Origin of the sequence: Paraburkholderia sp. J8-2, from assembly GCF_905220195.1 — a bacterium.
GTDB lineage: Bacteria > Pseudomonadota > Gammaproteobacteria > Burkholderiales > Burkholderiaceae > Paraburkholderia.
The window spans coordinates 126,292-151,854 of record NZ_CAJMZA010000011.1; the positions used below are offsets into that span (position 1 = coordinate 126,292).

General features: G+C 66.2%; 25 protein-coding genes. 18 read left to right on the top strand and 7 right to left on the bottom strand.

Features of this window, described 5'->3' with window-relative positions:
- The first annotated feature begins 212 nt into the window (after positions 1 to 212).
- From U5A52_RS23570 to U5A52_RS23605, 8 genes are all read left to right on the top strand, one after another.
- The gene (locus U5A52_RS23570; RefSeq protein WP_321936455.1) at positions 213 to 1,283 is read left to right on the top strand and encodes a LacI family DNA-binding transcriptional regulator; all 1,071 of its coding nucleotides are present in this window, start codon (positions 213 to 215) and stop codon (positions 1,281 to 1,283) included.
- Between the two features lie 111 nt (positions 1,284 to 1,394).
- On the top strand, positions 1,395 to 2,882 hold the full coding sequence (locus U5A52_RS23575; RefSeq protein WP_321936456.1) for a sugar ABC transporter ATP-binding protein: 1,488 nt from the start codon (positions 1,395 to 1,397) through the stop codon (positions 2,880 to 2,882).
- Positions 2,863 to 3,885 (top strand): ABC transporter permease, encoded by a 1,023-nt coding sequence (locus U5A52_RS23580; protein ID WP_321936457.1) that lies wholly within the window; start codon positions 2,863 to 2,865, stop codon positions 3,883 to 3,885. Before U5A52_RS23575 ends, U5A52_RS23580 begins: the two co-directional genes overlap by 20 nt.
- 102 nt (positions 3,886 to 3,987) lie before the next feature.
- Entirely contained in the window at positions 3,988 to 4,956 is a 969-nt protein-coding gene (locus U5A52_RS23585; protein ID WP_321936458.1) for a substrate-binding domain-containing protein, read from the top strand.
- Positions 4,957 to 4,970: 14 nt separating this feature from the next.
- Entirely contained in the window at positions 4,971 to 6,020 is a 1,050-nt protein-coding gene (locus U5A52_RS23590) for a sugar phosphate isomerase/epimerase (RefSeq protein ID WP_321936459.1), read from the top strand.
- 25 nt (positions 6,021 to 6,045) lie between these two features.
- On the top strand, positions 6,046 to 7,194 hold the full coding sequence (locus tag U5A52_RS23595; RefSeq protein WP_321912777.1) for a Gfo/Idh/MocA family oxidoreductase: 1,149 nt from the start codon (positions 6,046 to 6,048) through the stop codon (positions 7,192 to 7,194).
- Positions 7,195 to 7,357: 163 nt separating this feature from the next.
- Positions 7,358 to 7,681: a type II toxin-antitoxin system RelB/DinJ family antitoxin gene (locus U5A52_RS23600; protein ID WP_321912776.1), complete on the top strand. Its 324-nt coding sequence runs from the start codon at positions 7,358 to 7,360 to the stop codon at positions 7,679 to 7,681.
- The gene (locus U5A52_RS23605; RefSeq protein ID WP_321912774.1) at positions 7,678 to 7,965 is read left to right on the top strand and encodes a type II toxin-antitoxin system RelE/ParE family toxin; all 288 of its coding nucleotides are present in this window, start codon (positions 7,678 to 7,680) and stop codon (positions 7,963 to 7,965) included. The genes U5A52_RS23600 and U5A52_RS23605 overlap by 4 nt, the downstream gene beginning before the upstream one ends.
- A gap of 30 nt (positions 7,966 to 7,995) precedes the next feature.
- Here U5A52_RS23605 and U5A52_RS23610 read toward each other — a convergent pair whose 3' ends face one another.
- Both U5A52_RS23610 and U5A52_RS23615 read right to left on the bottom strand, forming a co-directional pair.
- On the bottom strand, positions 7,996 to 9,174 hold the full coding sequence (locus U5A52_RS23610; protein ID WP_321936460.1) for an ABC transporter substrate-binding protein: 1,179 nt from the start codon (positions 9,172 to 9,174) through the stop codon (positions 7,996 to 7,998).
- An 86-nt stretch (positions 9,175 to 9,260) separates the two neighbouring features.
- A complete protein-coding gene (locus tag U5A52_RS23615) occupies positions 9,261 to 10,202 on the bottom strand; it encodes a CysB family HTH-type transcriptional regulator (RefSeq protein WP_321912771.1) in 942 nt (313 codons plus the stop codon).
- A 246-nt stretch (positions 10,203 to 10,448) separates the two neighbouring features.
- Between U5A52_RS23615 and U5A52_RS23620 the strand changes: the two genes are divergently transcribed.
- The 6 genes from U5A52_RS23620 (at position 10,449) to cobA (ending at position 16,691) form a co-directional block, all read left to right on the top strand.
- Positions 10,449 to 12,128 carry a nitrite/sulfite reductase gene (locus U5A52_RS23620; RefSeq protein WP_321912770.1) on the top strand — a complete coding sequence of 560 codons (1,680 nt, stop codon included), beginning with the start codon at positions 10,449 to 10,451 and terminating at the stop codon, positions 12,126 to 12,128.
- A 30-nt stretch (positions 12,129 to 12,158) separates the two neighbouring features.
- On the top strand, positions 12,159 to 12,695 hold the full coding sequence (locus U5A52_RS23625; RefSeq protein WP_321936461.1) for a DUF934 domain-containing protein: 537 nt from the start codon (positions 12,159 to 12,161) through the stop codon (positions 12,693 to 12,695).
- Positions 12,692 to 13,459, top strand: a complete 768-nt coding sequence (locus tag U5A52_RS23630) for a phosphoadenylyl-sulfate reductase (protein ID WP_321936462.1) — start codon at positions 12,692 to 12,694, stop codon at positions 13,457 to 13,459. The genes U5A52_RS23625 and U5A52_RS23630 overlap by 4 nt, the downstream gene beginning before the upstream one ends.
- Positions 13,460 to 13,558: 99 nt before the next feature.
- Positions 13,559 to 14,521, top strand: a complete 963-nt coding sequence (gene cysD / locus U5A52_RS23635) for a sulfate adenylyltransferase subunit CysD (protein WP_321912767.1) — start codon at positions 13,559 to 13,561, stop codon at positions 14,519 to 14,521.
- 26 nt (positions 14,522 to 14,547) lie between these two features.
- Positions 14,548 to 15,864 (top strand): sulfate adenylyltransferase subunit 1, encoded by a 1,317-nt coding sequence (locus U5A52_RS23640; RefSeq protein ID WP_321936463.1) that lies wholly within the window; start codon positions 14,548 to 14,550, stop codon positions 15,862 to 15,864.
- Between the two features lie 53 nt (positions 15,865 to 15,917).
- The gene (gene cobA / locus U5A52_RS23645; protein WP_321936464.1) at positions 15,918 to 16,691 is read left to right on the top strand and encodes a uroporphyrinogen-III C-methyltransferase; all 774 of its coding nucleotides are present in this window, start codon (positions 15,918 to 15,920) and stop codon (positions 16,689 to 16,691) included.
- A gap of 74 nt (positions 16,692 to 16,765) precedes the next feature.
- Here cobA and U5A52_RS23650 read toward each other — a convergent pair whose 3' ends face one another.
- From U5A52_RS23650 to lptF, 3 genes are read right to left on the bottom strand one after another with little or no spacing between them, the layout of a single operon-like run.
- Complete coding sequence (locus tag U5A52_RS23650) at positions 16,766 to 17,143, bottom strand: CbiX/SirB N-terminal domain-containing protein (protein WP_321912763.1); 378 nt, start codon at positions 17,141 to 17,143, stop codon at positions 16,766 to 16,768.
- A 59-nt stretch (positions 17,144 to 17,202) separates the two neighbouring features.
- Positions 17,203 to 18,351, bottom strand: coding sequence for an LPS export ABC transporter permease LptG (gene lptG / locus U5A52_RS23655; protein ID WP_321912761.1), 1,149 nt, complete (start codon positions 18,349 to 18,351; stop codon positions 17,203 to 17,205).
- Positions 18,352 to 18,366: 15 nt separating this feature from the next.
- Positions 18,367 to 19,467: an LPS export ABC transporter permease LptF gene (gene lptF, locus U5A52_RS23660; RefSeq protein WP_321912759.1), complete on the bottom strand. Its 1,101-nt coding sequence runs from the start codon at positions 19,465 to 19,467 to the stop codon at positions 18,367 to 18,369.
- Between the two features lie 134 nt (positions 19,468 to 19,601).
- Here lptF and U5A52_RS23665 point away from each other — a divergent pair, with 134 nt between their 5' ends.
- From U5A52_RS23665 to U5A52_RS23675, 3 genes are read left to right on the top strand one after another with little or no spacing between them, the layout of a single operon-like run.
- Positions 19,602 to 21,113, top strand: coding sequence for a leucyl aminopeptidase (locus U5A52_RS23665; protein WP_321912757.1), 1,512 nt, complete (start codon positions 19,602 to 19,604; stop codon positions 21,111 to 21,113).
- A 52-nt stretch (positions 21,114 to 21,165) separates the two neighbouring features.
- Entirely contained in the window at positions 21,166 to 21,582 is a 417-nt protein-coding gene (locus U5A52_RS23670; protein WP_158757228.1) for a DNA polymerase III subunit chi, read from the top strand.
- 59 nt (positions 21,583 to 21,641) lie between these two features.
- Complete coding sequence (locus U5A52_RS23675; RefSeq protein ID WP_321912754.1) at positions 21,642 to 22,040, top strand: DUF2486 family protein; 399 nt, start codon at positions 21,642 to 21,644, stop codon at positions 22,038 to 22,040.
- A gap of 59 nt (positions 22,041 to 22,099) precedes the next feature.
- Here the strand turns inward: U5A52_RS23675 and U5A52_RS23680 are convergent, their stop codons facing one another.
- Positions 22,100 to 22,459 carry a c-type cytochrome gene (locus tag U5A52_RS23680; protein ID WP_321936465.1) on the bottom strand — a complete coding sequence of 120 codons (360 nt, stop codon included), beginning with the start codon at positions 22,457 to 22,459 and terminating at the stop codon, positions 22,100 to 22,102.
- Positions 22,460 to 22,605: 146 nt separating this feature from the next.
- Complete coding sequence (ilvD, locus tag U5A52_RS23685) at positions 22,606 to 24,279, bottom strand: dihydroxy-acid dehydratase (RefSeq protein ID WP_321912750.1); 1,674 nt, start codon at positions 24,277 to 24,279, stop codon at positions 22,606 to 22,608.
- A gap of 170 nt (positions 24,280 to 24,449) precedes the next feature.
- Here ilvD and U5A52_RS23690 point away from each other — a divergent pair, with 170 nt between their 5' ends.
- On the top strand, positions 24,450 to 25,409 hold the full coding sequence (locus U5A52_RS23690; RefSeq protein WP_321936466.1) for a LysR family transcriptional regulator: 960 nt from the start codon (positions 24,450 to 24,452) through the stop codon (positions 25,407 to 25,409).
- The last annotated feature ends 154 nt before the right edge of the window (positions 25,410 to 25,563 follow it).

Genomic DNA, 25,563 nt, shown 5'->3' on the forward strand with positions numbered 1-25,563 from the left:
TTGTAGCAAACCGGCTTCCGGCCCGGCCGCGCCGCCGGCAGCGGGCGGGCGTTGCGGGGGCGCTAACGGATCGGTGTTTGTCCTGGCTTCGTGAGCCTTGCGATTTTGCGGTTCTCGTACCAAAAATGTAATCGATTACATCCGGCCGCGCCCGAAGGCCCCGCGCCTGCGCCGCCGCGCCGTTCCGAACCGGTCACGATCGCTTGTCGCCCATGCCCGCTCGCTCGTCCCGATTGCCGCAAGCGCAACACGAAGACGCCCACGCCCGCGGGGACACCGCCGCGCGCGGCGGCTCGATCGCGGCGGTGGCGCAGCGCGCGGGCGTGTCGGTCGCGACGGTCTCGCGCGTGCTCAACGGCCACGCGAACGTGCGCGCCGCGACGCGCGAGCGCGTGCTCGCCGAAATCGAGACGAGCGGCTATCGCGTGAACGAACTCGCGCGCAACCTGCGCACCGCCGAAAGCCGCCTGCTGCTGACGATGGTGCCCGACTTCGGCAACCCGTTTTATGCGGAGATCGTGCGCGGCATCGACAGCGTGGCGCGCCAGCACGGCTTTTTCCTGCTGCTGTGCGACACGGGCGCCGACGCCGGCCGCGAGCGCAGCTACTTCGACCTGCTGCGCCGCCACCGCGCGGACGGGGCGATCTGCCTCGACCCGGCCACCGTCCAGCACGCGCTTGCGGCGGAATCGACGGCGCTGCCGTGGGTGGCCTGCTGCGAGTTCGATCCGGACGTGGGCGTGCCGTATGTGGGCATCGACAACTACCGGGCCGCACACGACGCCGTGCGGCATCTGATCGCGCGGGGGCGGCGGCGTGTCGCGCTGATCAACTCCGACGAACACTATCTGTACGCGCAGCAACGCCGCGACGGCTGGCGCGATGCGCTTGCCGAAGCGGGCATTGCGATGCGCGACGCCTGGCGCGTGAACGTGAACTGCCTCGACTACGACGCGGGCGCGCAGGCCGCCGCCGCGCTCATGCAGTTGCCCGCAGGCGAGGCGCCCGACGCGATTTTCGCGGTGTCGGACACGCTCGCGGTGGGGGTGATCAACGGCTTGCGCGGCGCGGGGCGGCGCGTGCCGCAAGACGTCGCCGTGGTCGGCTTCGACGATATCGCGCTTGCCGCGCAGATCGATCCGCCGCTCACGACGATCGCGCAGCCCATGCGGGAGCTGGGCGAGACGGCCGCGCGGCTGTTGCTGCGGCGTTTCGCCGACCCGCGCGCGAGCGTGCCGGGCGTGCTGCTGCCGCACAGGCTCGTGGTGCGCGAGAGCGGGTGAAGTCGGCAGACGTCAGTGAACACATAGCAGGGGAGACCAGCGGAGCAGAGGCTGACGGCGCGAGCCGTCAGCCAAAACCCGCAGACAAGGCCACTGGAGGAGCGCACGCGCATGAGCGTCGCCGTGAAGTTCAACGACATCCGCAAGGACTTCGGTCCCGTGCGCGTGCTGCACGGTGTGAGCTTCGAGCTTGCGCCGGGTCGCATTCACGGGCTGCTGGGCGAGAACGGCGCGGGCAAGTCCACGCTCATGAAGATCCTCGCCGGCTACGAAGAAGCGAGTGCGGGCGAGATGCTGGTGGACGGCGTGCCGCGCCGCTTCGAAGGCTCGCGCGAAGCCGAGGCCGCCGGCATCGTGCTGATCCACCAGGAGTTCAACCTCGCCGAGCACCTGACGATCGCGCAGAACATCTTCCTTGGCCACGAGAAGCGCAAAGGCTGGCTGGTGGACGACGCCGCCATGCGCCGCGAGGCGCGCGAACTGCTCGCGCAGGTGGGGCTCGCGCGCGACCCGGACGTGAAGGTGCGCGAGCTGATCGTCGCCGAAAAGCAGCTCGTGGAGATCGCCAAGGCGCTCTCGCGCCACGCGCGCCTGCTCATCATGGACGAGCCCACGGCCACGCTCACGCCCGCCGAAACCGCGCGGCTTTTCGCGCTGATGACGAAGCTGCGCGCCGCCGGCACGACGCTCGTCTACATCTCGCACAAGCTCGACGAAGTGGAGCGCATCACGGACGACGTGGTCGTGATGCGCGACGGGCGCTTCGTGGCCGCGAGCGCGACGGCGGGGCTCGCGCGCCAGCAGATGGCGAACCTTATGGTGGGCCGCGACGTCTCCGACATGTTTCCTGAGAAAAGCGCAGCGAGCGCGGATGCGCCTGTCGCGCTGCGCGTGACGAATCTCGCCGTGCCGGGCTGGGTCGAGGATCTCTCCTTCGAGGTGCGCGCGGGCGAGATTCTCGGTTTTGCGGGGCTCGTGGGCGCGGGGCGCAGCGAGGCGTTCGAGGCGATCGTGGGCTTGCGCCACCGGCACGCGGGCGAGATCGAGATCGACGGCCGCGCCGTGACGCTGCGCCACCCGCGCGACGCGATGCGCCACGGCCTCACGTACCTGAGCGAAGACAGAAAAGGACGCGGCCTGCACATGAACCTCACGCTGCAGGACAACCTCACGCTCATGACGCTCGAGCGCTACGGCCATCCGCTGCTCGACCTCAAGGCGGCCCGCCGCGCGCTGGAAAAAGCGGTGCGCGAATTCGGCATCCGCACCGGCGACCTCGACAGCCGCGCGCGCATGCTCTCGGGCGGCAACCAGCAGAAGCTCGCGCTCGCCAAGTTCCTGCAGCCCGACCCGCGCGTGATCGTGCTCGACGAGCCTACGCGCGGCGTGGACGTGGGCGCGAAACGCGACATCTATTTCCTGATCCAGCGGCTCGCGGCCTCGGGGCGCGCGGTCGTCGTGATCTCGTCCGAACTGGTCGAGCTGATCGGCCTGGCGCATCGCGTGGCCGTGATGCGCGCGGGCCGGCTCGTCGCCACGCTCGGGCGCGAACATCTGAACGAAGAGGAGCTGATCGCTCATGCAACCGGCACCCACTGATGCACCGTCCGAAGGCCGTGGCGCGCGCTCGGCCGCAGCGCGTTTCGTGCATCGGCTCGCGGGCGTCGGGCCGCTCATCGGCCTGATCCTGGTGTGCGTGCTCGGCACCCTGCTGAACCGCGATTTCGCCACCGCCGGCAACCTGCTCAACGTGCTCACGCGCACCTCGTTCATCGGCATCATTTCCGTGGGCATGACGTTCGTGATCATTTCGGGCGGCATCGATCTTTCGGTCGGGTCGATGGCCGCGCTCATCGCGGGCGTGATGATCTGGGTCATGAATACGCTGGCCGCGAGCGACCATGCGTTTGCCCCTTTGGCCATCGTCGCGATCGGCATTGCGATTGCGCTCGTGCTCGGCGCGGTGTTCGGGCTCGCGCATGGTTTGCTGATCACGCGCGGGCGCATCGAGCCGTTCATCGTGACGCTCGGCACGCTCGGCATCTTCCGCTCGGTGCTCACGTGGCTCGCCGACGGCGGCGCGCTCACGCTGCAGAACAATCTCGTCGATCTGTACGGCCCGGTGTATTACGCGAGCCTCTTCGGCATTCCGGTGCCCGTGTGGGTGTTCGCGCTCACGGCAGCGGGCGGCGCGCTCATTCTGAACCGCACCGCGTTCGGGCGGCACGTGCAGGCGATCGGCTCGAACGAGCAGGTCGCGCGCTATGCCGCGATCCGCGTCGATCGCGTGAAGTGCGCAACCTACGTGCTGCTGGGCGTGTGCGTGGGCGTGGCGACCGTGCTCTATGTGCCGCGCCTCGGCTCCGCCACGCCGACGACAGGCTTGCTGTGGGAGCTGGAGGCGATCGCCGCCGTGGTGGTGGGCGGTACCGCGCTCAAGGGTGGCGAAGGGCGCGTGGCGGGCACCGTGGTCGGCGCGGTGCTGCTCTCGGTCATCGCCAATATTCTCAATCTCACGAGCATCATCAGCGTGTATCTGAATGCGGCGGTGCAGGGCGTGGCGATCATCGCCGTGGCCTTCCTGCAGCGCGGCAGACGATAAGGATGGCGAAGCAGATCTGGCAAGGCAGTCGGGAAGTCGAAGGAGGCAGCGAAAACTCAACGCAAGAACGGGCGTGGGCCCGCACGAAAAGGAGACGGCATCATGAAGAAGATGATTCGAACGATGTGTGCGGGCGCGCTGGCGCTCGGCGTGGCGGCGACGGTCGGTGCGGGCGCGGCGCGCGCTGACGACAAGGTCACGCTGGGCGTGGCCATTCCCACCGCCGACCACGGCTTCACGGGCGGCATCGTCTGGTGGGCGAATCAGGCGAAGAAGGATCTGGAGAAGGCGCACCCGGACCTCAAGGTCATCGTCAAGACGGCGGCGAACGCACCCGATCAGGCGAACCAGTTGCAGGACCTCGTGACCGTCAACAAGATCAACGCACTCGTGATCTTCCCGTATGAATCGGCTTCGCTCACGCAGCCGGTCGCACAGGTAAAGAAGCAGGGCGTGTACGTGACGGTGGTCGATCGCGGCTTGACCGACACGAGCGCGCAGGACGCTTATGTCGCCGGCGACAACACGGCGTTCGGCAAGATCCCCGCCGAATATCTCGCCAAGCAACTGGGCGGCAAGGGCGATATCGTTGCGCTGCGCGGCATCCCCACCACGCTCGACAACGAGCGCTGGACCGCGTTCACCTCGGTGCTGAAGAACTATCCGGACATCAAGATCCTCGACGCGAAGTACGCGAACTGGAACCGCGACGACGCGTTCCGCACGATGCAGGACTACCTCACTCGCTTCAAGCACATCGACGCCGTCTGGGCCGCCGACGACGACATGGCCGTGGGCGTGCTCAAGGCCATCGACCAGGCCAAGCGCAACGACATCAAGATCGTGTTCGGCGGCGCGGGATCGAAGGAGATGGTCAAGCGCGTGATGGACGGCGATCCGCTCATCAAGGCCGATGTGTCGTATTCGCCGAAGTTCATCTACGACGCGATCAAGCTCACGGCCGAAGCGCGCTTGCAGGGCAAGTCGCTGCCGCCTACGACGATCATCCCTTCCGTGCTGATCACCAAGGAAAACGCGAAGCAGTTCTACTTCCCTGATTCGCCGTTCTAAGGACGGGGCTTGCGATGAAGACGATCAAAGGCCCGGCCATATTCCTCGCGCAGTTTCTCGGCGACGACGCGCCGTTCGACAGCTTCGGGCACATGGCCGGCTGGGCGGCCCAGCTCGGCTACAAGGGCATCCAGGTGCCCACGGATGCGCGCCTCGTCGATCTCGCGCAGGCGGCGTCGAGCACCGCGTACTGCGACGACCTGCGCCAGCAGGCCGACGACGCGGGCGTGGCGATCACCGAGCTTTCCACGCATCTGCAAGGACAGCTCGTGGCCGTGCATCCCGCCTACGACGCGCTGTTCGACGGCTTTGCGCCGCCGCAGGTGCGGGGCAATCGCGAAGCGCGCACGGCGTGGGCCGTCGAGCAGTTGATGCTGGCCGCGCGCGCCTCGAAGAATCTGGGGCTCAGCGCGCACGTGACGTTTTCGGGCGCGTTGGCGTGGCCGTACTTCTATCCGTGGCCGCAGCGGCCGGCGGGTCTCGTCGAAACCGCCTTCGACGAACTCGCGCGCCGCTGGCGGCCGATCCTCGATGCGTTCGACGCGGCGGGCGTCGACGTCTGCTACGAACTGCATCCGGGCGAGGACCTGCACGACGGCGTGACGTTCGAGCGCTTTCTGGCGGGCGTGGACGATCATCCGCGCGCGAACATCCTCTACGACCCGAGCCACTTCGTGCTGCAGCAGCTCGATTACCTCGCGTTCATCGACCTCTATCACGCGCGCATCAAGGCCTTTCACGTGAAAGACGCCGAATTCCGCCCCACGGGCAAGCAAGGGGTGTACGGCGGCTACAGCGGATGGGTCGAGCGTGCGGGGCGCTTTCGCTCGCTCGGCGACGGGCAGATCGACTTCGGCGCGATCTTCTCGAAGCTCACGCAGTACGGCTATCCGGGCTGGGCCGTGCTCGAATGGGAGTGCGCGCTCAAGCATCCCCACGACGGCGCGCGCGAGGGCGCCGAATTCATCAAACGGCACATCATCCGCGTGGCCGAGCATGCGTTCGACGACTTCGCGGGCAGCGGCGTCGATGCGGCGCAGGTGAAGGGCGTGCTGGGCCTCTGAACGCGTTTCTCACGGGAGCCAGGCAATGACACGAAGACTCAGGCTCGGCATGGTCGGCGGCGGCGAGGGCGCGTTTATCGGCGCGGTGCATCGCATCGCGGCCCGTCTCGACGATTGCTGGGAGCTTGTAGCGGGCGCGCTGTCGTCCGATCCGGCGCGCGCGCAGTCGAGCGCCGAGGCGCTCGGTCTCGCGCGCAGCTATGACCACTGGCGCGAGATGGCGAGCGTGGAAGCCGGGCGCGAGGATGGCATCGACGCGGTGGCCATCGTCACGCCGAACCATCTGCACGCGCCGGTCGCGCATGCGTTCATGGATGCGGGCATTCACGTGATCTGCGACAAGCCGCTCGCGGTCTCGCTCGCCGAGGGCGAAGCGCTTGCGCGGCACGCGCGCGACGCGAATCTCGTGTTCGCGCTCACGCATACGTATTCGGGCTATCCGCTCGCGCGGCACGCACGTGAGCTGGTGGAGGCGGGCGAGATTGGCGATGTGCGCATCGTGCAGGTCGAATACGCGCAGGACTGGCTCGCCAACCCTGTCGAGCGCGGCGGCGCGAACCGCCAGGCGGCGTGGCGCACCGATCCGGCGCTGGCGGGGCCGGCGGGGTGTCTGGGCGATATCGGCACGCATGCGTATCAGCTGGCGGCGTTCGTGAGCGCGCTCGTGCCGGAATCACTTGCTGCCGAAGTGCATACCTTCGTGCCGGGCCGCCGCGTGGACGATCACGTTCAGGCCATGCTGCGCTATGCCAACGGCGCGCGCGGCATGTTGTGGGCGAGCCAGGTGGCGAGTGGTGCGGAAAACGCGTTGCGGCTGCGCGTGTATGGCACGAAGGCGGGCCTCGCGTTCGATCAGGAGGAGCCCAACGTGCTGTGGTTCACGCCCCAGGGCGGCGAGGCGCAGCGCCTCACGCGCGGCCGCGTGACAGGGGCCGCCGCGCTGCACGCCACGCGTGTGCCGCCGGGGCATCCGGAAGGCTATCTGGAGGCGTTCGCGCAGCTCTATCGCGACGCCGCCGCGCAGATCCGCGCGCGCGAGGCGGGCGTTGCGGCGCCGCCCGAGAGCCGGCTGCTGACCACGGTCGACGACGGCGTGGAAGGGTTGCGCTTCATCGAGGCCGTGCTGGCGAGCAATAAGGCTGGCGGCGCGTGGTGCAGCATCGTGCGGCCGTGATTGGCCATTCGGATGAATTGAGCACGCAGGGCCAGGCAACGAAACTTGCGACATGTTTAACCCGCTTCAAAGGTAGAGCATGTCTAACGTCATTCAATTGAATTACACTGCGTATGCGACGAGGCCGGTCTCAAGGCTAACGGCCAAACCAGGGAGTGAGTCGATGAACGCAAACGCATTGGTACAGGTTCGCATCGATCACGCGCTCAAACAGCGCGCGGCCGAAGTGCTCGACAACATGGGGCTCACGGTATCGGACGCCGTACGCATTCTGCTCACGCGTATTGCGAACGAGGGTGCGTTGCCGTTCGATTTCGCCGTCGATCCGGTGGCGCACGACGCGTGGTTCCGGGCGAAGGTGCGCGAGGCGCTGGAGGACCCGCGGCCGGCGGTGGCGGACGAAGCGGTGGAGGCGCACTTCGCGAAGCGGCGCGCGGCGGTGGCCGGCGAGCCTGAGCGTGCGCGCAAGCGCCAGGCGAAAAGTTGAGGGTAGGCTGGTCGCTGCTCGCGCTGGCCGACCGCGAGGCCGCATTCAACTTCACCGTGACTAGCAACCCGCGCCGGGCTGTCGTGTGGGACGAGCGGATTTCGGCGTCCGTCCGACGGTTACGACTTTTCCCCAACCTTGGCCGGGTCGGCCGCGTGAGCGGCACGCGGGAGCTGGTGGTCGAGTCAACGCCGTTCGTGCTTGCCTACCGGTACGAGAACGAAGCGCTCACGATATTGCGCGTCCTGCACAGCGCGCGCCGCTGGCCGGACGCAGTCGACTGAGCGGCGGCAGGGCGCCGCCGCTCGCGCAACTTATTGGCTCAGATACACGAACTTGCCGCCGCGTACCGTGCCCATCACGCTCGCGCGCTGGTCGAGGCCCACGTGGTCCGTCGGGCTCGTGTTGACCATGCCATTGGGCACGACCACTTCGTGCGCGTGCTCCAGTTCGCTGCGCAATGCCACGCGGAACGCTTCCGTGCCCGGCTGCGCGGTCTTGAGCGCGCGCGCAACGGCGTCCTGCAAGCGCGGATACACCCCTGCCGCGTCACCCGCGAACTGCGTGACCGTGCCCGGGCCGTACTTCGCCTCGTAGGCATCGACGAAGGCGAGCGCCGCCTTCTGCGCCGGCTGGTCGGCGGGCAGCGTGCGCGCCACCACCACGGGCTGGGTCGGGAACAGGGTGCCTTCCACGTCCTTGCCGCCAAGCTTGATGAATTCAGGCGTGGCGATGCCGTGCGTCTGGTAAATCGGCCCCTTGTAGCCGCGCTCGATCAGCGTGCGTTGCGGCAGCACGGTCGGCGTGCCTGCGCCGGCAATCAGCATGGCGTCGGGTTTGGCCGCCATCAGCTTGAGGATCTGGCCCGTCACGCTCGCGTCGGTGCGGTTGTAGCGTTCGGTCGCCACGATCTGGATGTTGCGTTCCTTCGCGTACTTCGTGAATTCATTGAGCCAGCTGTCGCCGTAGCTGTCGGCAAAGCCGATGAAGCCCACCGTCTTCACGCCGTGCGCGGCCATGTAGCGCGTCATGACGTCGGCCATGGCGGCGTCGGTCTGCGCCATCTTGAACGCCCACACGCGCGCGCCCTGCTGCGGTTCGACCACCGAGCCCGAGCCGACCAGCGTAATCATCGGCGTCTTGCTTTGCGCCACCGGGTCGAGCGCCGCGAGCGCCGCCGGTGTAATGTTCGGCCCGACGATCACGTCCACGTGATCTTCGTTGATGAGCTTGTGGATGTTGCGTACGGCGGCGCCCGGGTCGGAGCCGTCGTCGAGCACGATGTAGTCGGCCTTCTGTCCCGCGATCGTGTCGGGCCACATCAGCATGGCGTTCTTGCTCGTGATGCCGATGGCGGCTGCCGGACCCGTGCTCGAGAGGTCGATACCGACCTTGATGTCGGCATGCGCGACAGACGCGCAGGCGGCGGTAGCAAGGGCGGCGGCCACGACGAGCGGGCGCAGGGACTGCACGAAAGTAAAGCGCGGCTTCATCCGTTGAATCTCCAGGCGAGAAGTGATGTTGTTGTATTGCGGATTTTGTCTGATCTTTCTTCCGGCACCGATCCTGCAACGGGCCGCTACAGCTCGTAAGTCTCGTGCTCGCCCTTGAGCGCCTGCTCGATCAGCTTGCGGTTCAGGCTCGGCGAAAGCAGCTCGACGAGCGTATACACATAGCTGCGCAGGTAAGCCCCCTGCTTGAGCGCCACGCGCGTGACGTTGCTGCCGAACAGGTGCCCCACGGGCACCGCGCGCAGGTGCCGGTCGCGCTCGGCGTTGAAAGCGATGTCGGCCATGATCCCCACGCCCAGACCCAGCTCGACATACGTCTTGATCACGTCGGCGTCGATGGCCTCCAGCACGATGTCGGGCGAGAGGCCGCGCAGGCGAAACGCGTCGTTGATCTTGGTGCGCCCGGCGAACGCGTTGTCGTAGGTGATCAGCGGATATTGGGCCAGATCGTCGAGCGAGAGCGGCTTGCGCTCGAGCAGCGGGTGGTCGGGCAGCATCACCGCGACGTGGTGCCAGGTGAAGCAGGGCAGCGACACCAGTTCCTTGTAGCCCGAGATGGCCTCGGTCGCGATGCAGAGATCGGCCTGGTCATGGAGCACCATTTCCGCGACCTGTGTGGGGCTGCCCTGCAGGATCGAAAGGTGCACCTTAGGGAAGCGCCGCTTGAACTCGGCGATGGCGGCCGGCAGCGAGTAGCGCGCCTGCGTGTGCGTGGCGGCGATGGTCAGGTTGCCCTGGTCCTGTGCGGCATAGTCCTTGCCGACGCGCTTCAAGCTTTCCACTTCCTGCAGAATGCGCTCCACCGAGGCGAGGATGATCCGGCCCGGCTCCGTGAGCGAGCGCACGCGCTTGCCATGACGGGTAAAGATTTCGACCCCAAGCTCGTCTTCCAGCTCGATGATCGCCTTCGAGACGCCCGGCTGGCTCGTATACAGTGCCTTGGCCGCTTCCGTGAGGTTGAAGTTCTGGCGTACGGCCTCGCGGACGAAACGGAACTGGTGCAGGTTCATAGATAACCCTTATAACCTGATTGCATATCGACCTGATTTTTGAGTCGTTTGAAATATAAAGCGAGTTTATTACCATTCCTCCAACTTTTCCAATATGGATATCTGTTTTGGTCATTAGCAAATGACCGGCGCGATTGAAGGCGCGGCCGCCTCGAGCAGGCAAAACAGTGCGGAAAGAACGAAGTCGAGAAGTCGGAGCGCGACGTAACCGGAACGCCGCGATTGAACCAACCCTGGGGTCCCCGAATGTACCAATACGATCAGTACGACCAGACCATCGTCGACGAACGCGTCGCGCAATATAGCGACCAGGTTCGCCGCCGCCTGTCGGGCGAATTGAGCGAAGAAGAGTTCCGCCCGCTGCGTCTGCAGAACGGCCTGTACTACCAGCGCCATGCCTACATGCACCGCATCGCGATTCCGTACGGCAATCTGCGCAGCGACCAACTGCGCATGCTCGCCACGATCGCGCGCGAGCACGACCGCGGCTACGGCCACTTCTCGACGCGCTCGAACATCCAGTACAACTGGATCAAGCTTGAAGAAACGCCGGAAATCCTGCGCAAGCTGGCCTCGGTCCAGATGCACGGCATCCAGACGTCGGGCAACTGCATCCGCAACATCACCGCCGACCAGTTCGCGGGCGTCGCGCCCGACGAAGTCGTCGACCCGCGTCCGTGGTCCGAAATCCTGCGCCAATGGTCGACGTTCCACCCCGAATTCGCGTGGCTGCCGCGCAAGTTCAAGATCGCCGTGTCGGGCACGAAGGAAGACCGCGCCGCCGTGCAGATCCACGACCTGGGCGTCTACCTCGACCGTAACGAGCAGGGTGAAGTGGTCGCGAGCATCCTCGCGGGTGGCGGTCTTGGCCGTACGCCGATCGTCGGCGCCATCATCAAGCGCGACCTGCCGTGGCAGCACCTGCTGACCTACTGCGAAGCCGTGCTGCGCGTGTACAACCGCTACGGCCGCCGCGACAACATGTACAAGGCGCGCATCAAGATTCTCGTGAAGGCGCTCTCGCCGGCGAAGTTCGCCGAGCAGGTCGAAGAAGAGTGGCAGCACCTGAAGGACGGCCCCTCGACGCTCACGCAGGAAGAAGTCGACCGCGTCTCGCAGTACTTCGTGCCGCCGGCGTATGAAAAGATCGCCGACACGGACACGTCGTACGAAAAGCATCTGCTGGAAAACCGCGCGTTCGCGCGCTGGGTCGAGCGCAACGTGCGTCCGCACCGCGTGACGGGCTATGCGTCGGTCACGCTCTCGCTCAAGCCGCGCGACATCGCGCCGGGCGACGCCACCGACGCGCAGATGCAAGCCGTGGCCGACTGGGCCGACGAGTACTCGTTCGGCCAGATCCGCGTCTCGCACGAGCAGAACCTGATTCTCGCAGACGTGAAGAAGCGCGACCTCTTCGCACTGTGGGAAAAGGCGAAGGCGCAAGGTTTCGCGACGGCGAACATCGGCCTGTTGACCGACATCATCGCGTGCCCGGGCGGCGACTTCTGCTCGCTCGCCAATGCGAAGTCGATCCCCATCGCGCTGGCGATCCAGGAGCGTTTCGACAACCTCGACTTCGTCTACGACCTCGGCGACCTGTCGCTCAATATCTCGGGTTGCATGAACTCGTGCGGTCATCACCACGTCGGCAACATCGGCATTCTGGGCGTGGATAAGGACGGCTCTGAGTGGTATCAGGTGTCGCTCGGCGGCGAGCAGGGCAACGGCGCCAACGGCGCGCGCCTTGGCCGCGTGATCGGACCGTCGTTCTCGGCGGAAGAAATGCCCGACGTGATCCAGAAGGTGGTCGACACGTTCGTCGAGCTGCGCATCGACGGCGAGCGCTTCATCGACACGTACGACCGCGTCGGCATCACGCCGTTCAAGGAGCGCGTGTACGCATCGCGCCAGCCGGCCCACGCTTAACCGCACGCAACGAGAGACGAGATTCGAGCAATGGCATTGATCATCAAAAACCGCGAGATCGTTGAAGACAACTGGCAAGTCGTGCGTGCGGCCGAAGACGGCGCGCTGCCCGAGGTGTCGGCGCTGCCCGCAGGCAAGGTGCTGGTTCCGCTCGCTTACTGGCAGGCGCAGCGCGACGCGCTCGTCGCCTCGCGCGGCAAGGACGAACTCGGCGTGTGGCTCGCGCCGGACAGCGAACCGGCCGATATCGCCGCCGACTTCGACAAGCTCGCGCTGATCGGCGTGGATTTCCCCGTGTTCCGCGATGGCCGCGGCTTTTCGATCGGCCGCCTGCTGCGCGAGCGCTATGGCTACAAGGGCGAACTGCGCGCGATCGGCGACGTGCTGCGCGACCAGCTGCGCTTTCACGAGCGCTGCGGCTTCGACGCGTTCGCCGTGCGCGCCGACAAGGACATCCACGACGCGCTCAAGGCGTTCACCGAGTTCACGGTGCAATACCAGGGCGCGTTCGACGAGCCGTCGCCGCTGTTCCGCCGCCGCCTGGCACAGCAAGGCGCAGCAGCATGAGCACCGCTTTGACAACCCCAGCGACCGAAATCACGGCTGACCTGCAGGCGAAAATCGAGCGCCTTGATGCGCTGCTCGACTCGATCGCCGCGCGTCACGCCAGCGTGAAGCTGGCCAGCAGCCTCGCAGCCGAAGACATGCTGCTCACCCACGCGATTCTTTCGCGCGGCGTGAAAATCGGCATCTTCTCGCTGAACACGGGCCGTTTGCACGCGGAAACGCTCGGCATGCTCGACGCTGTGCGCGAGCGCTACGGCTACGAGATCGAGCAGTTTCATCCGCAACAGGACGCGGTGGACGAGTACGTCGCCCAGCACGGCCTGAACGCGTTCTACGAGAGCGTGGACCTGCGCAAGCGCTGCTGCGAAATCCGCAAGGTCGAGCCGCTGAACCGCGCGCTTTCCGGCGTTTCCGCCTGGGTCACGGGCCAGCGCCGCGAGCAGTCGGTCACGCGTGCGGAACTGCACGAGGAAGAACGCGACGAAGCGCGCAACATCGACAAGTTCAATCCGCTCGCGGATTGGACCGAAGCCGATGTCTGGGCTTATCTGGGCGCCTTCGAGGTGCCGGTGAACCCGCTGCACGCACGCGGCTACCCGAGCATCGGCTGCGAGCCCTGTACGCGCGCCATCCGTCCCGGCGAGGACAGCCGCGCCGGCCGCTGGTGGTGGGAGTCGCGCGACACGAAGGAATGTGGCTTGCACATTACGTCCGTGTCAGCCATTCCGGTCGTCGAAGTGTCGTCGATCCGCCCGGCGAACTAAGATTGAGTTTTGCCGCGCCGTCGTGAAGACCGGCGCGCTACCGTATACCGAGTACCGCGTGCCCCGTAAAAGGGGTGCGAATAAAGGAAGGATCCGAACATGAGCACCACGCTCGACTCAGCAGTGAACGCGCCGCTCCAGGTCACGGCGAACCGCATGGACCATCTCGACTGGCTCGAAGCCGAGTCGATCCACATCCTGCGTGAACTCGTCGCCGAATGCAGCAAGCCGGCGCTGCTGTTCTCGGGCGGCAAGGACTCGGTCGTCGTGCTGGCGCTCGCACTGAAGGCGTTCGGCCTTGGCGCGAACCGCAAGACCGCGCTGCCGTTCCCGCTCGTGCACATCGACACGGGTCACAACTACGAGGAAGTGATCGACTTCCGCGATCGCCGCGCAGCCGAAATCGGCGCGGAACTCGTGGTCGGCCATGTGGAAGATTCGATCAAGAAGGGCACCGTGCGCCTGCGCCGCGAAACCGATTCGCGCAACGCCGCGCAAGCGGTCACGCTGCTCGAAACGATCGAGCAATACGGCTACACGGCGATGATCGGCGGTGCGCGCCGCGACGAAGAGAAGGCCCGCGCGAAAGAGCGCATCTTCTCGTTCCGCGACGAATTCGGCCAGTGGGACCCGAAGGCGCAGCGCCCGGAACTGTGGAGCCTCTACAACGCGCGCCTGCACAACGGCGAGCATCTGCGCGTGTTCCCCATCTCGAACTGGACGGAACTGGATGTATGGCAGTACATCGAGCGCGAGAAGCTCGAGCTGCCGTCGATCTACTACGCGCACCAGCGCGAGATCGTGCGCCGCAACGGCCTGCTCGTGCCGGTCACGCCGCTCACGCCGATGAAGGAAGGCGAAGTCAGCGAAATGGCGCAGGTGCGCTTTCGCACGGTGGGCGACATCAGCTGCACGTGCCCGGTGGCGAGCGACGCGGACAACGTCGAGAAGATCATCGCCGAGACGGCCGTGACCGAGATCACGGAACGCGGCGCGACACGCATGGACGACCAGGCGTCGGAAGCGGCGATGGAACAGCGCAAGAAGCAAGGTTATTTCTAAAGAGCACGCGAGAGGAAAGATTAGACATGGTTACGACGCATCAACCTGAAGACCTCGGCGTGCTGCGCTTCATCACGGCGGGCAGCGTGGACGACGGCAAGAGCACGCTGATCGGCCGTCTGCTGTACGACAGCAAGGCGGTTCTCTCGGATCAGCTCTCGGCGCTTTCGCGCGCGAAGAACAAGCGCACGGTGGGCGACGAGATCGACCTGTCGCTGCTCACCGACGGCCTCGAGGCCGAACGCGAGCAGGGCATCACGATCGACGTGGCGTACCGTTACTTCGCCACGGCCAAGCGCAAGTTCATCATCGCGGATACCCCTGGCCACGAGCAGTACACGCGCAACATGGTCACGGGCGCTTCCACGGCGCACGCAGCGATCATCCTGATCGACCCCACGCGTGTGACGGTCGAGAACGGCGTCACGCAATTGCTGCCGCAAACCAAGCGCCACAGCGCCATCGTCAAGCTGCTGGGCCTGCAGCACGTGATCGTCGCGATCAACAAGATGGATCTGGTCGAATACAGCGAAGCCACGTTCAATCTGATCCGCGAAGCATATGTCGCGCTCGCGCGCCAGCTCGGCCTCAATGACGTGCGCTTCGTGCCGGTCTCGGCGCTCAAGGGCGACAACATCGTGGCCGCGAGCGAGCGCATGCCCTGGTACGCGGGCGAGCCGCTGCTCGACGTGCTCGAGCAACTGCCGGTCGCGCAGGCCACGGGTGAAGCGCTGCGCTTCCCGGTGCAGTGGGTCGCGCGCCAGGACGGCTCCAGCGCCGACGACTTCCGCGGTTACATGGGCCGCGTCGAAGCGGGCGAAGTGAAGCTCGGCGACGCCATCACGGTGCTGCCGGCAGGCCGCAGCGCAACGGTCGCGGAAATCATCGCGCCCGTGCCGGGCGGCACGGCGCAGGTCGACCGCGCGTTCGCGGGTCAGACCGTCACGATTCGTCTGACCGAAGACGTGGACGTCTCGCGCGGCGACACCTTCGTGCCGGCGTCGGACAACGCGCAGCCGGCGAAGAAGCTCGAAGCGGACCTCTGCTGGTTCGACGACGAGCCGCTCTCGCCGCAGCGCAAGTACCTGCTCAAGCAGACCACGAGCACGGTGTTCGCGAAGATCGGCGCGGTCAAGCAGGTGCTCGACGTGCATACGCTCTCGCACGCCACCGACCGCCACGAACTCGCGATGAACGATATCGGCCGCGTGGCGCTCTCGCTGCAGAAGCCGCTCGTCTGCGACCTGTATGATGCGAATCCTGGCACCGGCGCGTTCGTGCTGATCGACGAGGCGACGCATCACACGGTGGCCGCGGGCATGATCCGCGCGTTCTCGGCCTAAGGCGTCGCGCGACGTTGCGGCCGCGCGCGGCCGCAATAATGGATTCGAAGCAAATGGGTAAGGTATATCTGATCGGCGCGGGACCGGGCGCAGCGGACCTCATCACGGTGCGCGGCGCACGGCTGCTCGCGAGCGCCGACGTCGTGCTGCACGACGCGCTCGTCGAGCCGGCCATGCTCGAGTACGCGCCGCCAACCGCGAAGTTCATCGCGGTCGGCAAGCGCTGCGGGCAGCGTTCCACGGCGCAGCACTTCATCAACAAGCAACTCGTCGACGCCGCGCGTGAGCATGGCGTGGTCGTGCGCCTGAAGGGCGGCGACCCGATGCTGTTCGGCCGTGCCGACGAGGAAATGCGCGCGCTCGAAGCGGCCGGCATCGACTTCGAAGTCGTGCCGGGCATCACGGCGGCGCTCGCCAGCGCGGCGACGCTGCAACGCTCACTGACGCTGCGCGGCGTGGCCCGCAGTGTTGCGCTCGCCACGTATTCGCGCGCGGCGGGCAGCGAGGAGATTCGCGAGCAGGTCAACGCCGATTCGCTCGTGTTCTACATGGGCCGCGACAGCGCGCCCGAGATCGCGCGCCAGCTCATCGAAGCGGGCCGCGCGGGCGCCACGCCGGTGGCGATCGTCGAAGCTTGCAGCACCGCGCGCGAGCGCACGCTCACGCTGACGCTCGCAGGCCTCGAAGCGGGCGAGGCGCAGGACTGGCTCGACCCGGCGCAGCCAAGCCTGCTCATGATCGGCGATGCGTTCGCCGAACGCGCAGGGCAGGCGCAGCGCGAAGATGAAGCGCAGGGCGATCGTCAAAACCGCCGCGCCGCCGCCTGAGCGCCACACGATAAAGGCCAGGAAAGCAAAACGGGCTCGCTGAAAGGCGAGCCTTTTTTTATGCGTGAGCGTTGTTAGTCGCGTTCGTTGTCGATGCAAAAGCGCACGATCGCATCGAGCACCGCGTCGTCCTCGCCAACGGCGCCCGCGCAACGCAGGCGCACACCCGGATGTTCGCTCTGGCATTGCGCGATCAGCGCGGGCAGGTCGCGCCGCACGTGGCCGCCCTGGCCGAAGAACACCGGTATGACCGTAATCGTGTCGCAGCCCGCCGTGGCCTGTGAGGCGATGGCATCAGGCAGGCTCGGGGCCATGAGTTCCAGGAAGGCGAGGCTGACCGGACCCGCATCGCCGCGCGCGGCGGCGAGCTTTGCGGCCAGGCGCTGAAACGGCTCTTGCCAGCGCGCGTCGCGCGCGCCGTGGCCAAAGAGAATCATGCCGTGCGTGCCCATGCTTGCGAGCCTGTGCGAATCAGCGAATTGGACGAGCTAGCGGACGAGGGCGCCCGGCATCAATGCCGGTCAACCCATTTGAGCCCGATCAGCCCGACCGCGAGATAAATGAGCCCCGGTGTCGCCGCGGTAAGCGGCGCAGGCCAGGTGTTCAGTGTACCCACGTGGGAGAACAGCGTGTTGACGAGCTGGAAGCTCATGCCGAGCATGATCCCGCCGAACACCTTCATGCCCACCACACCGGCGCGCGTATGCAGATACGCGAACGGCAGCGAGAGCACGAGCATCACGAACACGGCGAACGGGTAGAGCAGCTTGCGCCAGAACGCGATCTGGTAGCGCTGCGCGTCCTGATGGTTCTCGGTCAAGTGCTGGATATAGCGGAACAGGTTGAACATCGACATCCGGTCGGGCGAAACGAGCAGCACCGAGAGAATGTTCGGCGTGAGCTCCGAGCGCAGCGAGTATTCGGGCGCCGAGGTCTGTTCTGCGCGATAGACCGGATTGAGCGCATCGACAGGCTGGTTCTGCGGCGGCGGCACGCTGATGAGCTGCGTATCGGTCACGTCCTTGAGCAGCCAGTGACCCGGCGGCTGGAACGTGCCGCTCTTCGCCAGGCGTACGTTGGAGAGCCGGAACTTCGAATCGAATTCGTAGATGCGCACGTTCGTGATGGTCGCATTGGGCAGCAACTCGCCCACATTCACGAAGCGCGTGACCTGTTCGCCGTCGGCGCGCGCGGTGAGCGTGTCTTTCACCCACACACCCGACTGGAAGTTGCTCGACACCGCCGAGCCCAACGCCTCGAGACGCACGCGCTCGGAAAGCTGGTCGGTGTAAGGGCCGACCACTTCGCCGATCAGATAGGTCAGCAGCACGAGCGGCACGCCGATCTTGAGCAGCGAGCGCAGCGCCTGGTTCGTGGCGAGGCCCGACACACGAAAGATCGTGTACTCGGAATTCGCCGCCATTTGCGCGAACACGTAGATCGCGGCGATGAGCGCTGCGACCGGGATGATCTCGTAAAGCCGCGAGGGCGCCTGGAGCGCCACGCGCAGCACCGCGTACTGGAACTTGTAGTTGCCGTGCCCGACCGAATTCAGCTCGTTGATGAGGTCGAAGAAGAAGAACAGGCCGGAGAAGGCAAACAGAATGAAGATGAACGTCAGGTAAACCTGGCGAGCGAAGTATTTTTCGTAGATGCGCATCGGTCAGTTTTCCTCTCAGTTTCCTGAAGAGGCGCGCCGGAACATCGCACGTGTGAAGAGCGGCCGGTTGCGCACGCGTATCCAGAAGATGAACACGACGAGCGCGAGCACCACGGTGTGCAGCAGCACAAGGCCGACGCCGAACGGCATCTTGCCTTGTTCGATCTGCGACTGCACGACGTTGAGCAGGTTCGAATAGGTGAGGTAGATCAGCACCGCCATCACGAGGTTGATCGTGCGGCTGCGGCGCGGGTTCTGGTACGCGAGCGGAATGCCGAGCAGCATCAGGTTGATCGCGATGAGCGGCAAGCCGGCGCGCCAGGCGAGCTCGCCCAGGTTGTCGTCGGTGGGATGGCGCAACAGGCCCGGTGTGGACGTGGTGCTCGCCGAAGGCGTGTTGACGAGCGGCTGGCTCGTGATCTTCACGCCATAGCGCTGGAACTCGCTGATGCGAAAGTCCGGGTGACCCGGCTCGCCGTCGTAGCGGCGGCCGTTTTCGAGCACGACGAAGCGGTCGCCGCTCTGCATGGTTTCGGTGTGGCCCGTCTTCGAGACGATCACGCTGACCTTGCCGTTTTCCGTGCTCGTGACGAATACATTCTCCACGCGCGCCTGGTCGGGGCTCATGCGCTCGATGAAGAACACGCGGTGCGTGGTGGGCGATTCGCGGAACTGGCCAGGCGCGAGCAGCGACACTTCATCGCGCTGCTGAAAGCGCGCGCGAATGAGCTTGCTTTGCGCGTTCGACCACGGCCAGCCGATGAACGCGAAGAACACGATAAGCAGGATGATCGGCGCGGAGAAGGTGGCGACCGGCTTGATCAGGCGCGTGAGGCTCACCCCGGAGGCGAGCCATACGACCATTTCGGAATCCTTGTACCAGCGCGTGAGGACGAACAGGATCGACACGAAGAGCGTGACGATGAGCATGACGGCCATGTAGCCGATCACGGTCAGTCCGATCAGCACCAGCACGTCGCGCGGGTCGATCTGACCGGACGCGGCGAAGCCGACGATGCGGATCATCATCGTCGTCAGCATGATCGTGAGCAGAACCATGAACACGGCGCCGGCCGTGTACGCGAGTTCGCGCTGCAGGGAACGTTCGAAGATCATTCTTGATGGGCAGGGCGGGCGGCCCGTGCCGGGAGGCGCGCAGCTCGCGCAACCGCCCAGGAGCCGCCGCGGGAAAAATAGCGGATAATTGCGGCTTTCATCCTAAGCCCTGATTTTATCCGAGGACAAGCGCGATGGACTTTAGCATAAAAGCCTGTGACTGGAGCAAAGGCGGGGAAGGCTCCTTCCTGACCGGCAAGTCGGATTGTGTCGTAGTCGGCGTGTTCGAGGCGCAAACCCTCTCGGGCCCGGCGTTCGCGATCGACAGCGCCATTGGCGGCGCAATCGCGCGCGTCGTCAAGGCCGGCGACATCGACGGCAAGGCCGGCTCCACGTTGTTTCTGCCGGAAGTGAGCGGCATCGGCGCCTCGCGCGTGCTGCTCGTGGGTCTCGGCAAGCAGGACTCGTTTAGCCAGAAGGCTTACGGCGACGCGGTCAAAGCCGCGTGGCGCGCGATCCTCGGCACGAAGATCGCACAGGTCACGTTCACGCTCGCGCAACTGCCGGTGAAGGAGCGCACGGGCGAATGGGGCGTGCGCGCCGCCATTCTCGCGCTGCGCAACGAGACCTACCGCTTCACACAGATGAAGAGCAAGCCCGACGTCGCGCAGCGGGCGCTCAAGCGCGTGGTCTTCAGCATCGACGCCGCCGAAGAGAAGGCAGCGAAGGTCGCGGCGAAGCAAGCCGTCGCGCTCGCCAACGGCATGGACCTCACGCGCGACCTCGGCAATCTGCCGGGCAACGTCTGCACGCCCACCTATCTCGCCGCCACGGCCAAGAAGCTCGCGCGCGACTGGAAGCTCAAGGTCGAGGTGCTCGGCCAGCGTCAGATCGAGACGCTCAAGATGGGCTCGTTTCTTTCTGTAACAAAGGGCTCGGTCGAGCCGCCGCAGTTCATCGTGCTGCACTACCAGGGCGCAAGCGCCAAGGCCGCGCCCATCGTGCTGGTCGGCAAGGGCATCACGTTCGACACGGGCGGCATCTCGCTCAAGCCGGGCGAGGGCATGGACGAGATGAAGTACGACATGTGCGGCGCGGGCTCGGTGCTCGGCACGATCCGCGCGGTCGCCGAAATGGGGCTCAAGCTCAATGTGATCGGCATCATCCCGACCTGCGAGAACATGCCCGCGGGCAACGCCACGAAGCCGGGCGACATCGTCACGACGATGGCGGGCCTCACGGTCGAAGTGCTCAATACCGACGCCGAAGGCCGCCTCATCCTGTGCGACGCGCTCACTTACGCCGAGCGCTTCAAGCCGGCCGCCGTGGTCGACATCGCCACGCTCACGGGCGCGTGCATCATCGCGCTCGGTCATCACAACAGCGGCCTGTTCTCGAAGGACGACGCGCTCGCGGGCGAACTGCTCGACGCTTCGCGCGAAGCGGGCGATCCGGCCTGGCGCCTGCCGCTCGACGACGAGTATCAGGACCAGCTCAAGTCGAACTTCGCCGACCTCGCCAACATTGGCGGGCGTCCGGCGGGCAGCGTGACGGCGGCGTGCTTCCTCTCGCGCTTCACCGAAAACTACCCGTGGGCGCACCTGGACATCGCGGGCACGGCGTGGAAGAGCGGGGCGGCGAAGGGCGCAACGGGCCGTCCGGTGCCGCTGCTCGCCCAGTTCCTCATCGACCGCGCGGCGCAATGAAGGCAGGCATGACGATTGCTGCATGCCAGGCGGCGTGTAAAGTGGTGTGGGCATGACGCGTATCGATTTCCACACGAACGTCGGCGACTCGCTGCTGTATGCGTGCCGCCTCGTGCGCAAGGCGTATCAGGCGGGCCAGCAGGCGGTGGTGCTGGCCGAGCCCGCGCGCCTGCGCGCGTTCGACGAAATGTTGTGGACCTTTTCGCCGCTCGACTTCGTGCCGCACTGCATGGCGGAGAGCCCGCATGCGGGCGAATCGCCCATCGTGCTGGCAACGGATCTCGAGCGTGCGCCGCATCATCGTGTGCTGCTCAATCTCGGCGCGCAGGTCCCGCCTCAATTCGCACGCTTCGAGCGCCTGCTCGAAGTGATTGGCGATGCGCCCGACGAACTCGCGTCGGGCCGCGAGCGCTATCGTTTCTACCGCGACCGCGGTTACGCGCTCAACAACTACAAGCAGGGCGGCTGAGGCCGGACGCGCGAGGCGTACCGGCGCGAGGCCGACTGCCCCGATCGATGGAGGTGAACATGTCCGGCATGCACGATCCGGAAGAGGCGATCCCGCTCTTGAGCGAGGTGATGGTGGCCGGCAATCCGCTGCGCGCGCACAACGTCGAAGAGGCGAAGAGCGCGACGGCCGCTGCCGTGAAGGCGGCCGTGGCCGAACGCGAGGAAGGCCTCTTTGCGCACGACGCCGACGCGCTCGTCGAGCGCCTGCGCGGGCGCTGCCTCACATGGCTCACCGGCGAAGGCCGCGCCGTGATCGAGGCGCGCTGCAGCGCGGCGATGCAGGAACATTCGAACTGGCTCGTGGGACAGGTGTCGCGCGAGATCGGTCTCGCGCTCGAAACGGAACTCAACAACTGGGTGAAGGCCGCCGTGCGTGAGGAACTGGCTGCGCGCGCGGGACACCCGCCTTCGGCCTGATTCCGCGGTGGGCGCGGCGGCCGGAGGTCACCCCGCGCCGCGCCGTCACACCGTACGCCTCACTTGAGCGTGAGGATCCAGCTCGCGAGCTGGGCCGCCTGGCCTGGGTTGAGCTGTGTATTGGCCGGCATCGGCACGGTGCCCCACACGCCGGTGCTGCCTTCGAGAATCTTGTGCGAGAGATAGGTCTGCGCGTCGGGCTTGCCTGCATATTTTGCGGCGACGTCGCGCAGGGCCGGACCCATGAAATTGCGCGTGACCGAATGGCAGCTCATGCAGTTCTGCTGCTGAGCGAGCGCGAGGCCGGCGGGTCCATGCTGCGCGCGGGCCGGGGCTGCCCCGAGTGCGCCGGCAATGCCGATGGCGAGCGCGGCGGCGAGCGTCGCTGTCTTGTTCCTGGCTTGCGACTTTCTGTTCATACAGGTCTCCGCCCGCGTGTGCGCCGGCTGTGTCGTCGCATTATAAAAGCAAAGGGCGCACGTTCCGGACGTGCGCCCTTTGCTTTATCGCAGGCGAAGGTTTGAGCGGCGTCTAGCCGCGCTCGGCCGCGCCGTTAGCCGCGCCGTTAGCCGGTTACCGCGCCTTGGTTCGCCGGGCGCGCGAGCGCTGCGTACTTCGCCATTACGCCGCGCGTGTAACGTGGCGCCGGTTGCTTCCACGCCGCGCGGCGGCGCGCGAGTTCGGCGTCGTCCACATTCAGTTGCAGCAGGAGCTGGTGCGCGTCGATGGTGATCGAATCGCCTTCCTGCACGAGCGCGATCGTGCCGCCTTCAAACGCTTCCGGCGCGACGTGGCCCACCACCATGCCCCAGGTGCCGCCCGAGAAGCGCCCATCGGTGATGAGCCCAACCGACTCCCCGAGCCCCTTGCCGATGATCGCCGAAGTCGGCGCGAGCATCTCCGGCATGCCGGGCCCGCCCTTGGGGCCGAGGTAGCGCAGCACGACCACGTCGCCCGCCTGGATCTTGTCGGCGAGAATCGCGTCCATCGCGCTCTGCTCGTCGTCGAAAACGCGTGCGGGGCCCGTGATGACCGGATTCTTCAGGCCCGTGATCTTGGCGACCGCGCCTTCTGTCGCGAGGTTGCCCTTGAGGATCGCCAGGTGGCCTTCCTTGTACAGCGCCTGGCTGATGGGAAAGATCACCTTCTGGTCGGCGCGCGGCGTGGACGGCACGTCCTTGAGCTCTTCGGCAATGGTCTTGCCGGTGATGGTGATGCAGTCGCCATGCAGCAGGCCCGCATCGAGCAGGATCTTGAGCACCTGCGGAATGCCGCCGGCCGCGTGCAGGTCGGTCGCGACGTATTGGCCCGAGGGCTTCAGGTCGCAAATCACCGGCACCTTCTTGCGCATGCGCTCGAAGTCGTCGATGGTCCATTCGATTTCCGCGGCATGTGCGATGGCGAGATAGTGCAGCACGGCGTTGGTCGAGCCGCCCGTCGCCATGATGAGCGCCACCGCGTTCTCGATCGACTGCTTCGTGATGATGTCGCGCGGCTTGAGGTCCTGCTTCACGGCTTCGACGAGCACACGCGCCGATTCCGCCGCCGAGTCGACTTTCTCCTCGTCGGGGTTGGCCATCGTCGATGAGTACATGAGCGACATGCCAAGCGCCTCGAACGACGAGCTCATCGTGTTCGCGGTGTACATGCCGCCGCACGAACCCGTGGAGGGGCAGGCGTTTTTCTCGACGCCTTCGAAATCCTCTTCGGTCATGCGGCCCGCCGTGAATTCGCCAACGGCCTCGAAGGCCGAGACGATGGTCAGCGCTTTGCCCTTCCAGTTGCCCGGGCGGATCGTGCCGCCGTACACGTAAATGCCGGGCACGTTGATGCGCGCGAGCGCGATCATGCCGCCGGGCATGTTCTTGTCGCAGCCGCCGATCACGACCACGCCGTCCATCCACTGGCCCTGCACGCAGGTCTCGATGCAGTCGGCGATGACTTCGCGCGAGACGAGCGAGTACTTCATGCCCTCCGTGCCCATCGACATGCCGTCCGAGATCGTGGGCGTGCCGAAAGTCTGCGGGTTCGCGTCGGCGCGCTTGATGGCCTCGACGGCCGCGTCGGCGAGGCGCTGCAGGCCGGCGTTGCACGGCGTGATGGTCGAGTGGCCGTTCGCGACGCCGATCATCGGCTTGTCGAAGTCGGCCTTCTCGTAGCCGAGCGCGTAATACATCGAACGGTTGGGCGAACGGGCAACACCTTGCGTGATGTGCTTCGAACGACGGTTATAGGACATGGGGACCTCCGGTGGAATTCGTCTCGGATGCCGGGTGGGGGTTCTGGTTTGGCGAGCGCCGGCACGTCTGTCGAAGCATGCGATTTCGCGAGAACGCTGTCCAATATATTATTCGTGGTCTATTGAGTCGAAAAAAGAATCAACAAGATAACCGCGCGAGACCGCTGCCGATGAACCCGACTATCCCCGATCTGCGTCAGCTTCGCTATTTCGTTGCCGTGGCCGAAGAGCAGCATTTCGGCCGCGCGGCGGCACGCCTTTCGATGACACAGCCGCCGCTCTCGCAGGCCATTCGCGCGCTGGAGGAGACGCTGGGCGTGGCGCTGTTCGCGCGCACGCGCCGCTCGGTGGAGTTGACAGCCGTGGGCGCCGATCTGTTGCCGGAGGTGAGGCGCCTGCTGGCGAGTGCCGAAGCGCTGCGGCCGCTCGCGCAGAGCCTCGCGCGCGGCGAGGCGGGGGTGCTCGCGCTGGCCTTCGTTTCGACCGCCGATTACGGCTTGCTGCCGCTTTTGCTGCGCGATTTCGGCGCACGTTATCCGCGCGTGCGCTTGCAGCTCGCCGAAGCGACGAGCGACGTGCAGGTGGAAGAGCTGGTGGCGGGACGCATCGACGCGGGCCTCGTGATCGCACCCGTGCCGCCGCGCTACGCGGCTCAGCTTGCTTACCAGCCGATCGCACGCGAGCCGCTCGTGGTCGCAATGCCGTCGGCGCTGTCGGCGCGCCTTGGCGGGCCGGCCGCCGATGACTGGCACGATGAGCCCGTGAGTCTGCGCGACCTCGCCGCAGCGCCGCTCGTCGTCTTTCCGCGCCATCTGGCCCCTGGTTTCTACGACACCATCATGGACTGCTACGGCGCGGCGGGCCTCGCGCCGCTCATCGGGCAGGAAGCGATCCAGATGCAGACGATCGTGAGCCTCGTCTCAGCCGGCATGGGCGTGGCGCTCGTGCCGCAGTCGCTGCGCCATCTGCGGCGCACGGGCGTCGTGTACCGGCCGCTTGCCGGGGCGCTGCCGGCCATCGAAACGGGGCTCGTCTGGCGCTCGGCCGAGGTGAGCCCGGTGCTCGCGGCGTTTATCGAGATCGTGCGGGCGCATGCAGCGACGGCGGGTTTGCACAGGCGCGAGGGCTAGCGCGAACGCGGGCGTGCCGGCTACGTCATCTGTCACCGTTATACTCGCGGCGCATCGCCCAACGCGCATTTTGGTTCGCGCCTACTCGCGTCGGCGATAATGTCACGCCATGACACGCCGGCGGCGAACCTCGCCGCTTTGCAAACGTCCAACG